The following is a 13250-nucleotide window of genomic DNA, read 5'->3' as shown; positions in this document are numbered from 1 at the left end:
TCATGATTAACGACCGAGGCGCGATCGTCGTCACCGGAGCGTCCTCCGGGCTGGGCGCGGCGACCGCGCTCCACCTGGCCGAGGCCGGCTTCACCGTGTACGCCGGCGTGCGCTCCGCGGACGGCGCGGACCGGGTCGCCGCCCTGAGCCCGTCCATCCGCCCGCTGACCCTCGACGTCACGTCGGCCGGCTCGGTGCGCGCGGCCGGCGACCTGGTCCGCGAACAGACCGCCGGCGCCGGCCTGCACGGCCTGGTGAACAACGCCGGGATCTGCGTGTCGGCGCCGCTGGAGTGCGTGCCGCTCGACGATCTGCGCGCCGAGCTGGAGGTGAACCTGATCGGCGCGGTCGCGGTGACGCAGGAGTTCCTGCCGCTGCTGCGCTCGCGACCGGCCACCGCGCCGACGGCGGCGCCGGCCGGCCGGATCGTCAACATCAGCTCGGGCATCGGCCGGGTCGCCGCGCCGTTCCTCGGCGCGTACGCCGCCTCGCAGTTCGCCAAGGAGGGCGTGTCGGACGCGCTGCGCCGGGAGCTGCCGCCGGGCTCGGTCAGCGTCTCGGTCGTCGAACCGGGCGCGATCATGACGCCGATCTGGTCCAAGATGTCGGCGGCCGCGCGGCGGGTGCTCGACGACAGCGCCGAGGAGGTCGCCGCCGAATACCGCGCCGGGTTCGAGGACTTCGTCGCCCGCAACGAGGAACGGGCGCGGCGCAGCCGGACCCGGCCCGTCGCCGTGGCGCGCGCCATCGGGCACGCGATGACCGCCCGGCGGCCCCGGACCCGCTACCGGGTCGGCGCCGACTCGTGGACGGCCGCCCTCGCGGCCCGCCTGCTGCCGGACCGGGTCCTCGACTCGATGATCCGCCGGCAGCTCGCCGGCGGCGCCGCCCCGGCGCGCCGCCGGGACAGCGAGGTGGCCCGGTGAGGGCCGTGGTGGCCGGCGCCGGGGTCGGCGGCCTGACCACCGCGATCGCGCTGCGCCGGCGGGGCATCGACGTCGAGCTGCTGGAGGCCGCGCCGGCGAGCCGGACGTCCGGCGGCGGGCTCGGCCTGGCCAGCAACGCCACCAAGGTGCTGCGGGCGCTCGGCATCGACCTGCCGGCACTCGGCGTCGGGCGGGTCTGCGGGCGGTTCGACCTGCGCACCACGGCCGGCCGGCCGCTCCGGGCGATACCGATCCGCTCGATCGCCGAGGAGCTGGGCTCCCCGGTGGTCAACGTGCGCCGCCGCGACCTGGTGTCCGTGCTGCGCGACGCGCTGGCCGGCACGCCGGTCCGGCACGGCGCCGAGGTCGTCCGGTACGACCGGGACGGCGCGGGGGTCGCGGTCACCTGCGCGGACGGCCGCGTCGTCGCCGCCGACGTGCTGATCGGCGCGGACGGCATCGGATCGACGGTACGGGCGCAGCTGACCGGCCCGGAGCCGGTCAACGACTACGGGTACGTCTGCTGGATCGCGACCACCGGTTTCGAGCACCCCCGCCTGCCGCCCGGCGGCGCCGCGCACTACTGGGGCAAAGGGCAGCGCTTCGGCCTGATCGACATCGGCGGCGGCGACGCGTACTGGTGGGGCACCAGGAACGTCGCGGCGCGCGACACCCGCCCGCGGGCCGGCCTGCGCGGCGAGGTGCTGCGGGCCTTCGACGGCTGGGCGCCCGAGGTGCTCGAGGCCGTGGCGGGCACCGCCGAGGAGGACATCGTCGCCGTGCCGGCGCAGGACCGGACGTTCCTCGACTCCTGGGGCGACGGGCCGGTGACCCTGGTCGGCGACGCCGCCCATCCGATGCTGACCAGCCTGAGCCAGGGGGCCGGATCGGCGATCGAGGACGCGCACACCCTGGCGCACCACCTCGCCGAGGCCGGCGACCCGGCGGCCGGGCTGCGCGGCTACGAGCGCGCCCGCCGGGACCGCACCCGGTGGCTGGTCTCGGCCTCGCGGCGGCTGAGCCGCATCGAGCAGCTCGCCAACCCGGCCGTCGCCGGCCTGCGCGACCTCCTGCTGAGACACCTGCCGATGTCCGTCGTCCGGCGCCAGAACCTGGCGCCGATGAGATTCGACCCACCCGAGTGACCGAGGAGGCCACCGATGACCAGCACCGTGACCAGGCAAGCCGAAAACCGCGAGCAGGCGACCGGGCAGCTGCCCGTCGTGTGGGACATGCGCACCGGGGTGCGTGCCTGGCGTACGCCGAGCAAGCCGCCGCCGGGCGCCAACGATCCCACCAACTTCCCGACCAAGGAGCACCCGCGCCCGGTGCTGCTGCTGCACGCGTTCATGTCCAACCAGTCGTTCAACTTCCAGGCCGGCGCGCCGTTCCTGCGCAACCACGGGTTCTGCGTGTTCACCATGAACTGGGGCAAGCCGAAGTGGGCGGGGCGCTTCGAGGTGCCGTTCCAGGGCAACGCCGACCTCGCCGGCAGCGCCCGGCAGCTGCAGGCCGAGGTCGAGCGGATCAAGAAGGTGACCGGCGTCGACAAGATCGACCTGGTCGGCCACTCCGGCGGCGGGGGACTGCTGATGCAGTACTACCTCAACGTCCTGGAGGGATACCACCACATCGACAAGGCGGTCTCGATCGCGCCGTCCAACCACGGCGTCTCGGTGAGCACCATGACGTACGTGCAGCGCAACGCCTTCCCGCGCTCCTACCACCTGCTGGCCCGCAAGCTCTTCCCGCTGGCCGACCAGGGCGCCGTCGACTCCGAGATGATCGAGAAGATCTACGGGCAGGGCGACACCCGGCCGGGACCGCAGTACACGGTGATCATGACCGAGCACGATCAGATCGTCACGCCGTACACCAAGGCCTTCCTGGACGGTCCGAACGTCACCAACATCCTGCTGCAGGACGGCTGCCCGGAGGACCTCTGCGAGCACGCCGGCATCATCTACAACGAGCGCGCCTGGCTGCACGCCCTCAACGCCCTGGACCCGGCGAACGCCAAGCCGGTGCCCCGCTTCCGGGTCGACCCGTACTTCCCGGGCTGGAAGTGAGCGCCATGAGCGCCCGTACCTCGGCCCGCGACCGCCTGCACACCTGGCGGCCCGACATCCGGCACGCCGAGCCGCGGCCCGGCGAGGCGCTGCCGCCCGGGCCGCGCGCACCCCGCGCGTGGCAGTCCCTGCGGGTCTGGGCCACCCGCAACACCTACTTCCCGGCGCTGCGGCGCCGCCACGGCGACACGTTCAGCGTGCACGCCGCGCCGGTCGGCCGGATCGTGGTCCTGACCGCGCCGAGCGACGTGCGCGCGGTCACCATGGGCGGCCCGGCCACCTGCCCGGTCGGCGAGGGCAACGCGCTCTTCGAGCCGCTGCTCGGCCGGCGCAGCGTGCTCGGCCTCGACGGCGCCGAGCACACCGCCGAGCGCCGGCGGATGATGCCGGCCCTGCACGGCGAGCGCCTCGCCGGCGTGGTCTCGCTGATGCGGGGCCTCGCCGAGGAGGAGGTCGCGAGCTGGCCGGTCGACCGGGACTTCCCGCTGGTCGACCGGATGCGCGACCTCACCCTCAAGGTGATCATCCGGGTCGTCCTCGGCGTCGAGGAGCGCGACCGCGCGGACCGGCTGGTCGCCGCCCTGCGCCGGGTCGTCGACATCGGCACGCTCGACCTGTTCATGTGGAAGTGGCCGTGGCTCACCCGGATCGGGCCCTGGCGCCGGGCCGTGCGCGACCTCGACCGCGCCGACGACCTGCTGTTCGCCGAGATCGCCCGGCGCCGCCGGGACCCGGACCGGCGCACGCGCCCGGACGTGCTGTCCATGCTGCTGGACGGCGAGCCGGACGACGACCTGGTGCGCTCCGAGGTGGTCACCCTGCTCACCGGCGGCCACGAGACGACGGCCGTGGCCACCGCCTGGATGTTCGAGCGGCTGCTGCGCCACCCCGCCGCCCTCGCCCGGGTCCGGGCCGGGCTGGACCGCGACGACGACGAGTTCCGGGCCGCGGTGATCAAGGAGACGCTGCGGCTGCGGCAGGTCAGCTACAACGTCGGCCGGCGGATCGCCGAGCCGGTCGAGGCCGGCGGGTACCGGCTGCCGGCCGGGACGTTCGTGTGGCCGTCGCTGGCGGCGATACACACCCACCACGGGACCTGGGGTGCCGACGCCGAGCGGTTCCGGCCGGAGCGCTGGCTGGAGCCGGACCCGCCGACACGGGCCTACCTGCCGTTCGGCGGCGGCGCGCACCGCTGCCTGGGCGCGATGTTCGCGCTCACCGAGATGGACGTCATCCTGCGCACCGTGCTTCGCGCCGTCGACCTGCGGCCGGTCGGCGCGCGGGACGAGCGCGGGGTCATGCGCAACATCATCATGGTGCCGAGCCGGGGCGCCCGGGTCCGGGTCGCCTGGCGAATGGAGTCGTCATGAGCGTCTTCGACCGGCCGGACGCGGCCTTCACCGTTCTGGTCAACGACGACGGGCGGCACTCGCTCTGGCCCGCCGGGCTGCGGGTGCCCTCGGGCTGGCGGGTCGTGCACGGCGAGGACAACCGCGAGTCCTGCCTCGCCTACGTCGAACAGCACTGGCGCGATCGGACGTAACCGCCCCTGAACCACCGGCGCCTAACGTCGCCGCAGATCACGACGCGAGTGGAGGTCGAGACCGACATGACCGAGGCGTATGAGCAGACCAGCACCCGCCGGGCACCGGCCTCGGCCGCGCAGGGGCGGCTCTGGCTGTTGAGCCAGCTCGAGGACGAGCGCAGCGCGTACAACGTCCTGCTGCCGCTGCGCTTCGTCGGCGACCTCGACGTCGCCGCGCTGCGCGGGGCGCTGTCCGGCCTCGTCGAGCGGCACGAGATCCTGCGCACCCGGTACGTGGCGCAGGACGGCGAGCCGGTGCAGGTGATCGAGCCGCCGGCCCCGGTCGAGCTCGCCGAGACCGACCTGTCCACGATGGACGAGAACGACCAGGACGACGCCCTCGACGCCGCGTTCGACGACGCCGAGACGCGCCCGTTCGACCTCGGCACCGGCCCGGTAGTGCGCGCCGCGCTGCTCCGGCTGGCCGCCGACCGGCACGTCCTGCTGCTGAGCGTGCACCACATCGCCATCGACGCCGGCTCGACGCCGGTGCTCTACCGCGACCTCGCCGCGGGCTACCGCGCGCACCTGTCCGGCACCACGGACGGCCTGCCCCCGCTCGCGTTCCAGTACGCCGATCACGCCGTACGGGAGCGGGCCGCGATGACCGGCGAGCTGACCGGCCGGCGGCTGTCGTACTGGCGTGAGCGGCTGCGCGACCTGCCGGAGCTGGACCTGCCGACGGACCGCCCGGCCGGCCGGATGCCGACCGGCGAGGGCGGCTTCGTCCGCTCGCCGGTCGAACCGGATCTGATCCGCCGGCTCGGTGAGCTCGCGGGTTCCTGCGGCGGCACCCTGTTCGACGCCGTCGTGGCCGGCACCGCCCTGCTGATGCAGCGCTACAGCGGCCAGGACGACGTGCCGCTCGGCACCGTCTGGTCGGCCCGCGACACCGAAGGCCTGGCCGACCTGATCGGCTTCTTCCCCAACACCGTCGTGCTGCGCACCGACGTGTCCGGCGAGCCGTCCTTCCGCGAGCTGCTGCGCCGGACCGTTGCCGCGAACCGCGCCGACCTGGCCAACGCCGACCTGCCGTTCGACGCGCTGGTGCAGGAGCTCGCGCCGGCCCGGACGCCGGGCCGCACCCCGTTCTTCCGGGTGTACGTGAACATCGACGAGGCCGCCGTCGTCCTGCCCGAGTTCGCCGGCCTGACCGCGGAGGCGATCCCGCCGGACTTCTCCACCGCCCGCTTCGAGCTCGGCTTCGTGCTGCGCCCGGGCGCGGCGGAGCCGGAGGTGGACAGCGTCTTCAGCACCGAGCTGTTCGACCCCGGCACCGTCGAGCGGATGCTCGCCCACCTGGTGCGGCTCTGGCAGGAGGCGCTCGCCGCGCCGGACCGGCCGGTGAGCGAGCTGACCATGCTCACCGACGCCGAGCTGACCGACGCGGTGTGGACCTGGAACGACACCGGCGCAGACACCGGCGCCGAGGTTTGCCTGCACCGGCTCTTCGAGGACCAGGTGGACGCCGGACCCGACCGCGCCGCCCTGGTCAGCGGCGACACCACCCTCAGCTACGGCGAGCTGGACCGGCGGGCGAACCGGCTGGCGCACCGGCTCCGCGACGCCGGCGTCGCCGTCGGCGACCTGGTCGGCGTCTGCCTGCACCGCGGCATCGACCAGCCGGTCGCGGTCCTGGCGGTGCTCAAGGCCGGCGGGGCGTTCGTGCCGCTCGACCCGGACTACCCGGCGGAACGGCTCGAGTTCATGTGCCGCGACGCCGGCCTGTGGGGCGTGCTCACCGAGCCGACCCTCGCCGGCCGGGTCGGCGACACGTGGACCGTCGACGTCACCGAGCCGGACCCGGACCGCTCCGACCAACGCCCCGGCGTCGACGTCGGCCCCGACGACCTGGCCTACGTCATCTACACCTCCGGATCGACCGGCACGCCCAAGGGCATCGGCCTGCGGCACGCCGGCGCGGTCAACAACTTCACCGACTTCAACACCCGGTTCGCGCTCGGCACCGGCGACGCGCTGCTCGCGGTCTCCTCGCCGAGTTTCGACATGTCGGTCTACGACCTGCTCGGCACCGTCGGCTGCGGCGGCACCGTGGTACTGCCGACCCAGGACGAGCTGCGTGACCCCGGCGCCTGGACCCGGCTGATCCGCGCGCACGGCGTGAGCGTCTGGCACTCCGCGCCGGCCCTGCTCGACCTGCTGCTCGAGCACGCCGAGCGGCACCGGATCGAGCTGCCGAGCCTGCGGCTGGCCCTGCTCGGCGGCGACTGGATCCCGGTCGCACAGCCCGACCGGCTGCGCGCCGTCGCGCCGGACGTCCGGTTCGTCGCCCTCGGCGGCGCCACCGAGGCGTCCATGGACTCGATCATCTTCGAGGTGACCGAGGTCGACGAGGGCTGGGCCAGCATCCCGTACGGGCGGCCGATGGCCAACCAGCGCGCCTACATCTTGGACCGCTTCGACAACCCGCAGCCGGCCGGCGTGCCGGGCGAGCTGAACCTGGCCGGCGCCGGGCTGGCCCGCGGCTACCTCGGCCGCCCGGAGCTGACCGCCGAGAAGTTCGTCGAGCGGACCCTGCCCGGCGGCCGGACCGAGCGGCTGTACCGCACCGGTGACCTGGCCCGCTACCGCCGCGACGGGGTGATCGAGCTGCTCGGCCGGCTGGACTTCCAGGTGAAGATCCACGGCATGCGGATCGAGGCCGGCGAGATCGAGGCCGTGCTGCGCGGGCATCCGGGCGTCGCCGACGCCGTCGTCGTGGCGCACGGCGAGCCGGGCCACGCCACCCTGGCCGGCTACGTCCGCACCACGGGCGAACCGGCCGACGGCGCGGCCCTGCGCGACTGGCTCGGCGAGCGGCTGCCCCGGCACATGGTCCCGGCGGTCATCGAGACCGTCGAGGAGTTCCCCACCACCCCCAACGGCAAGGTGGACCGCAAGGCGCTCGCCGCCCGCGACCTCGAGCGGGCCGGCGGCGGCGAGGCGCCCCGCGACGACCTGGAACGGCGGATCGCGGCGGCCTGGAGCGAGGTGCTGTCCCTGCCCGAGGTGTCCATCGACGACAGCTTCTTCCAGCTCGGCGGCGACTCGTTCGCGGCGGTACGCGCCATGGTCGCCCTCGACAACCCGGTGCCGGTGGTGGAGCTGTTCAAGTACCCGACCATCCGAGGGCTGGCGGAGCGGCTCCGCGCCGCCGGCACGGGGGAGCGCGAGCTGCTGCACGAGCTGACCCCGGCCGGCCGGGCGGCGGCGGCCACCGTCGTCTGCCTGCCGTACGGCGGCGGCAACGCGATCGCGTACCGGCCGCTGGCCGAGGCGCTGCCGGAGCGGTTCCGGCTGCTCGCGCTCAACCAGCCGGGCTACGACCCCGGCGGCGACCCGGCCGACTTCCAGCCCTTCGACCGCATCGTCGACGACGCCGCCGACGAGGTGGTGCGCCGGGTCGACGGCCCGGTCATCGTGTACGGCCACTGCGCCGGCACCTACATGGCGGCGGCCCTGGCCCGGCTCCTCGAGGAGCGCGGCGCCGACGTGCGGGGCCTCTACCTGGCCGCGGCGCTGCCGTCCGACGACCCCGACGGCGCACTCGCCGCCGAGCGCGTCACCTCCGACGAGGAGTGGGCCGGCTACCTCACCACCATCGGCGGCTTCGACGGCGCGCTGGGCTGGTCGACGGTCGAGCACATGATGACCGTCGGCCGGCACGACCACGTCGGCGCGATGACCTTCCTGCGCCGCGCGGACGCCGGCCCGCCGACGTCCGTGCGGGCGCGCACCGTCGGATTCTTCGGCGACGCCGACCCGGCGACCGAGCACTTCGCGCAGCGCTACGCCGACTGGGGGCGCCTCGTCGGCGACCTCGACCTGGCCGTGGTGCCGGGCGGCGGACATTACTTCGTCCGGGACCGGGCGGACGTCGTGGCCGCGCGAATCGATCGAGACCATCCCGCCGAGGAGGCGACAGCATGAGCATCACCGATCCGATGGGCGAACTGCTCACCACCGGCGCCAACGAGCTCGCCAGCGCCGACCCGCGGCTGCACCGGGTGCTCGTACACGAGCAGGAACGCCAGGCCGCGACCCTGTCCCTGGTCGCCTCGTGCAGCCCGGTCGACCCGTCGGTGCTGGTCAGCCAGGCGTCCGCCGCGGTCAACGTGACCGCCGAGGGCTACCCGGGCCGGCGGTACCACGCCGGCTGCGAGGTCATCGACGGCATCGAGCAGCTCGCCATCGACCGGGCCAAGGCGGCGTTCGGTGCCCGGTACGCCAACGTGCAGCCGCACTCGGCGACCACCGCCAACTACGCGGTGCTCTCCAGCCTGCTGGAGCCCGGCGACACCCTGCTCGGCATGGAGCTGGAGTCCGGCGGCCACCTGACGCACGGCAGCCCCGCCGCGTACGCCGGCCGCTACTTCACCGCGATCGGGTACGGCCTGGACGACGCCGGCCTCATCGACTACGACGAGGTGGCCGCCCTGGCCCGCGAGCACCGGCCCAAGATGATCGTCTGCGGCGCGACCGCGTACCCGCGGCTCATCGACTTCGCCCGGTTCCGGCGCATCGCCGACTCGGTCGGCGCGTACCTGCTGGCGGACATCTCGCACACCGCCGGCCTGGTCATCACCGGCCGGCACCCCAGCCCGATCGACCACGCACACCTCACCACCACCTGCACCCACAAGCAGCTGTACGGCCCGCGTGGCGGCCTGATCCTGTCCGGCCGGGACGCGGACTCGCCGGCGCCGCGCGGCAAGGGCACGCTCGCCCAGTTCGTGCAGCGCACCATCTTCCCGTACTTCCAGGGCGCGCCCGTGCTCAACGCGATCGCGGCCAAGGCCCGGGCGCTGGACATCGCCGCGGGGCCGGAGTTCGACGACACCGTCGGCCGGATCGTGGCGACCGCCCGGTCCATGGCGGACACCCTGGCCGAGCTCGGCCACGACGTGGTCTCCGGCGGCACCGACAACCACATCGTCCTGGTCGACCTGTCCCGCTGGGGCATGACCGGGCTGGTGGCGGAGCAGGCGCTCGAGGAGTGCCACATCGTGGTGAACAAGAACCGGGTGCCGCGCGACACCACCCCGGCCCTGGTCACCGCGGGCCTGCGGATCGGCACCAACAGCATCGCCCGGCGCGGCATGGGCGACGAGGCCGCGGCCGAGTGCGCCGAGCTCGTCGACCTGGTCCTGGCCTCCGTGCAGCCGCTCGGCGACCGGGAGTACCGCCTGCCCGGCGCCGTGCGTGACCTGGCCCGCGAGCGGGTGGCGCGGCTGTGCCGGGAGCACCCGCTGCCGGGCTACCCCATGGACCGCGTCGCGGTCACCGCCTGAGACTGGAGAAGCAGATGAACGGCAGGATGAGGTTCGTCGCCGTCAACGGCTCGGAGCGGGCCGACGGCAACACCAGCGAGCTGCTGGCGCACGCCGCCGACGTGCTGGACGCGCGCGGCGTCGACCTGGACGTGATCAACCTGGCGGAGTACCGGCTGACCGGCTGCGGGCCGTGCGGCGACTGCAACGCCCGCACCGAGCCCTGCGTGCTGGCCGGCGACGACCTGCCGGCGCTCGTCGACCGGATGAGCCTCGCCGACGGGGTCATCCTGGCCGCGCCGGTGCACGGCTTCGGGCTCTGCACCACCATGCAGGCGTTCATCGAACGGGCCGGCGTCGGCTACCTGCGCTTCCAGCGGCCGCTGACCAACAAGGTCGGCGGGGTCATCGTCGTCGGCCGCCGCTACAGCCACACCGAGGTCTACCACCAGCTCGTCGACAACGTGCTGCTCAACCGCATGGTCATGGTCGGCGCCGGCTTCCCGGCCATCCTGTACGGCAACCACCGCGGCGAGGCCGTCCGCGACGAGGAGGGCGTGGAGATGATGGACCGGATGCTGGTCCGGATGGCCGCCATGGCCCGGGTCCTCGCCGAGCACCGCGAGCTCACCGGCCGCGACGTGCTGGCGGCCGACCAGGACAACGAGCGCGACGACCGCTGGTTCGCCCGCCGCTACGAGACCGCGGGGCAGTCGTGACCCGGACCGCCGTCGAGTCGGCGTGGATATCCTGCGCCGGCCGGCGGCCGGCCGCGACGGTCCGCCTGTTCTGCTTCCCGTACGCCGGCGGCGGCGCGACCGCCTTCCAGCCCTGGTCGACGCGGCTGCCCGCGAACGTCGAGGTGTGGCCGGTGTGCCTACCCGGGCGCGAGCAGCGCCTCTTCGAGCCGGCGTACACCAGCCTCGACGACCTGGTCGAGCGGCTGCGGGACGCGCTGGCGGGCCCGATCGCCGGCTCGGGAGTCCCGGTCGCGTTCTTCGGGCACAGCCTGGGCGCGCTGCTCGCCTTCGAGCTGGCCCGCGCGCTGCGCGACAACGGCGACACCCAGCCGTCCACGCTGGTGCTGTCCGGCCGGGCCGCGCCGCACGTGACGCCCGCCGGGCGCGGCCTGTCGGGCCTGCCCGACGACGAGTTCGTCGCCGCGGTGCAGCGGTTCGGGGCGACCCCGGCGGCCGCGCTGGACGATCCCGAACTGCGCGAGCTGTGCCTGCCGATGCTGCGGGCCGACTTCACCATGGCCGAGACCTACACGTACCGGCCCGGCCCGGCACTGGACCTCCCGCTGACCACCTGGTCCGGCCGCCAGGACCGCGGCGCCACCCCCGACCTGGTCGAGAAGTGGGCCGGCTACACGACCGGCCCGGTCCGGCACCACACCTTCCCGGGCGGCCATTTCTTCCTGCACGCCGACGGCTCGGTCTTCGACGCCCTGCCCGAGGACCTGGTCCGGGACCGCTGAACCGCGCGCGTCCAGCCACCCGGCGCGGCGCCACGACGTATGTTGGGAGGCTGCCTGACCGCGCGGTTACCAGGAGGGCGTGCCATGGCCTATCAGGACGCTACGAGGCCGACGATGACCACCCTGCTGGACACCGACGATCTCGAGACCGCGCACCGCATGCTCTCCCTGATCTACGGCGTCCGGCGCCTGGCGCCCGCCGATGCCCGGTCGTCGCTGCGGGTCCGGCAGGACGACCTGGGTTCGTTCCAGTTGCACCACGTCACCTGGGGGATGAACGCCGAGGTCACCGGCGATTCCATGGGTTGCTACTACTTCGGACACATGATCGACGGCGCCGTCACCTACCAGGTCGGCGGCGACACCATCACCTTCAGCGCCGGCGAGACCTTCCTGTGCGCGTACCCCGACCAGCCGATCCAGGTCGGTAGCGAGGGCATGGACGGCCATTACGTGGCTCTCGACGGTGCGCTGCTCGCCCAGGTCGCCTCGACCGCGCCCAGGGTCGCGGAGCCCGTCCGCTTCACCGCACGTTATCCGGTCACCGGATCCGGCGCCGCGGCCTGGCGCGACACCTGCGCATACGTCCGCGACACGTTCGTTCCCGAGCCGGTGGCGACCTCGCCCCTGCTGCTCGGCGGTGCCGCCCGGTTCCTCGCCGCGATCGCGCTGGCCACGTTCCCCAACAACGCCCTGCGCGACCCCACCATCGAGGACCGCCGCGACGCGCACCCCCGCTCGCTGCGCCGTGCCGTCGCGTTCATCGAGGACAACGCGCACCGCGACATCGGGCCCGCCGACATCGCCGTCGCCGCCGACGTCACGATCCGCACCCTCCAGCTCGCCTTCCGCCGCCACCTCGACATCACCCCCATGGCCTACCTGCGCCGGGTCCGCCTGTCCCACGCGCATCAGGACCTGCTGGCCGCCGACCCGGTCACCGACACCGTGACCGCCGTCGCCGGACGCTGGGGCTTTCCCAGCCACAGCCGCTTCACCGCCGACTACCGCGCCGTCTACGGCACCACCCCCTCCCACACGTTGCGACGCGGGTGAACGGATGAGCTGACGGCCGCGGCTCAGGCCAGGAACTCCTCGACGAGGGCGTGGAAGGCGGCGGGGCTGTCGATCTCCACGTGGTGCCCGGCGGCCGGCAGCACCGCCACCGCCGCCGAGGGCAGGCCCGCGGTCAGGGTCCGCATCCGCGCGCCGGTCAGCAGCGCGCCGGGCACCGCCGGGTCGGCGCCGATCGCCAGGGTGTCCGCGCCGACCCGGGACAGCAGCGCACCCCAGTCCACCTCGCCCTGCTCGCCCTCGATCATGGCCCGGAACACGCCGTCGTCGGTCTCGGCCAGCGCCCGCGCGATCATCCGCCGCCACGCCTTCGTGCGGGCCGGCGTAGCCGCCAGCTCGCGCAGGATCTCGTCGACCGGGCGCCGGCGCAGCTCCCGGAACCGGGCCATGTCCGCGCGTACGGCCGGCCAGTCGCCGCTCAGCAGCACCGGCGGTTCGGCCGCCACCAGCCGCCGGATCCGGGCCGGGCCGGGCCGGGCGGCGGCCGCGTGCAGGGCGACGGCCGCGCCGAGCGAGTGGCCCAGCACGTCGACGACGGTGCCCAGCCGGGGCAGCACGGCCCGGACGTCGGCCGCGTAGTCGGCGAACCGGTACCCGCCGTGCGGGCGCTCGCTGTCGCCGTGCCCGCGCAGGTCCAGGCAGTAGACGGTGCGGCCGGCCGAGAGCCGCTCGGCGCTGGCGGCGAACGTGCGCCAGGACTCCCAGATGCCGTGCAGGACCAGCAGCGGCGGCGGACCGGGCGGGCCCGGCCAGCGGGCGGCGTGCAGGCGCACGCCCGCGCCGGGCAGGTCGAGGTGGTGCGGCTGACAAACCATTCCGGGATGCTGCGCCGCCGGGGTCCGCGGC

At 74.4% G+C, this 13250-nt stretch carries 11 protein-coding genes; 10 read left to right on the top strand and 1 reads right to left on the bottom strand.

The features are described from left to right. The first annotated feature begins 2 nt into the window (after positions 1-2). The 10 genes from ACIBSW_RS10095 (at position 3) to ACIBSW_RS10050 (ending at position 12386) form a co-directional block, all read left to right on the top strand. Positions 3-926, top strand: coding sequence for an SDR family NAD(P)-dependent oxidoreductase (locus ACIBSW_RS10095; RefSeq protein ID WP_354726576.1), 924 nt, complete (start codon positions 3-5; stop codon positions 924-926). Continuing rightward, on the top strand, positions 923-2071 hold the full coding sequence (locus ACIBSW_RS10090) for an FAD-dependent monooxygenase (protein WP_354726574.1): 1149 nt from the start codon (positions 923-925) through the stop codon (positions 2069-2071). Before ACIBSW_RS10095 ends, ACIBSW_RS10090 begins: the two co-directional genes overlap by 4 nt. A gap of 15 nt (positions 2072-2086) precedes the next feature. Further along, positions 2087-2995: an alpha/beta fold hydrolase gene (locus ACIBSW_RS10085; RefSeq protein ID WP_354726572.1), complete on the top strand. Its 909-nt coding sequence runs from the start codon at positions 2087-2089 to the stop codon at positions 2993-2995. Positions 2996-3000: 5 nt separating this feature from the next. Beyond that, positions 3001-4365, top strand: a complete 1365-nt coding sequence (locus ACIBSW_RS10080; RefSeq protein WP_354726571.1) for a cytochrome P450 — start codon at positions 3001-3003, stop codon at positions 4363-4365. Beyond that, positions 4362-4538: an MbtH family protein gene (locus ACIBSW_RS10075; RefSeq protein ID WP_354726569.1), complete on the top strand. Its 177-nt coding sequence runs from the start codon at positions 4362-4364 to the stop codon at positions 4536-4538. Before ACIBSW_RS10080 ends, ACIBSW_RS10075 begins: the two co-directional genes overlap by 4 nt. Before the next feature lie 66 nt (positions 4539-4604). Then, positions 4605-8510: an amino acid adenylation domain-containing protein gene (locus ACIBSW_RS10070; RefSeq protein WP_354726567.1), complete on the top strand. Its 3906-nt coding sequence runs from the start codon at positions 4605-4607 to the stop codon at positions 8508-8510. Beyond that, positions 8507-9871, top strand: a complete 1365-nt coding sequence (glyA, locus tag ACIBSW_RS10065) for a serine hydroxymethyltransferase (protein WP_354726565.1) — start codon at positions 8507-8509, stop codon at positions 9869-9871. The genes ACIBSW_RS10070 and glyA overlap by 4 nt, the downstream gene beginning before the upstream one ends. Positions 9872-9885: 14 nt before the next feature. Continuing rightward, the gene (locus ACIBSW_RS10060; protein WP_354726563.1) at positions 9886-10569 is read left to right on the top strand and encodes a flavodoxin family protein; all 684 of its coding nucleotides are present in this window, start codon (positions 9886-9888) and stop codon (positions 10567-10569) included. After that, positions 10566-11330 carry an alpha/beta fold hydrolase gene (locus ACIBSW_RS10055; protein ID WP_354726561.1) on the top strand — a complete coding sequence of 255 codons (765 nt, stop codon included), beginning with the start codon at positions 10566-10568 and terminating at the stop codon, positions 11328-11330. The genes ACIBSW_RS10060 and ACIBSW_RS10055 overlap by 4 nt, the downstream gene beginning before the upstream one ends. A gap of 84 nt (positions 11331-11414) precedes the next feature. Beyond that, positions 11415-12386 carry a helix-turn-helix transcriptional regulator gene (locus ACIBSW_RS10050; protein WP_354726559.1) on the top strand — a complete coding sequence of 324 codons (972 nt, stop codon included), beginning with the start codon at positions 11415-11417 and terminating at the stop codon, positions 12384-12386. A gap of 23 nt (positions 12387-12409) precedes the next feature. On the opposite strand, the gene ACIBSW_RS10045 is transcribed toward ACIBSW_RS10050, so the two are convergent. Next, complete coding sequence (locus ACIBSW_RS10045; protein WP_354726557.1) at positions 12410-13219, bottom strand: alpha/beta fold hydrolase; 810 nt, start codon at positions 13217-13219, stop codon at positions 12410-12412. Positions 13220-13250: the final 31 nt, after the last annotated feature.

Source organism: Actinoplanes sp. NPDC049668 (assembly GCF_044465445.1).
In the GTDB taxonomy this organism is placed as follows: domain Bacteria; phylum Actinomycetota; class Actinomycetes; order Mycobacteriales; family Micromonosporaceae; genus Actinoplanes.
The sequence above is the reverse complement of the archived record's forward strand: the minus strand, read 5'-3'. Positions and strand labels throughout refer to the sequence as shown.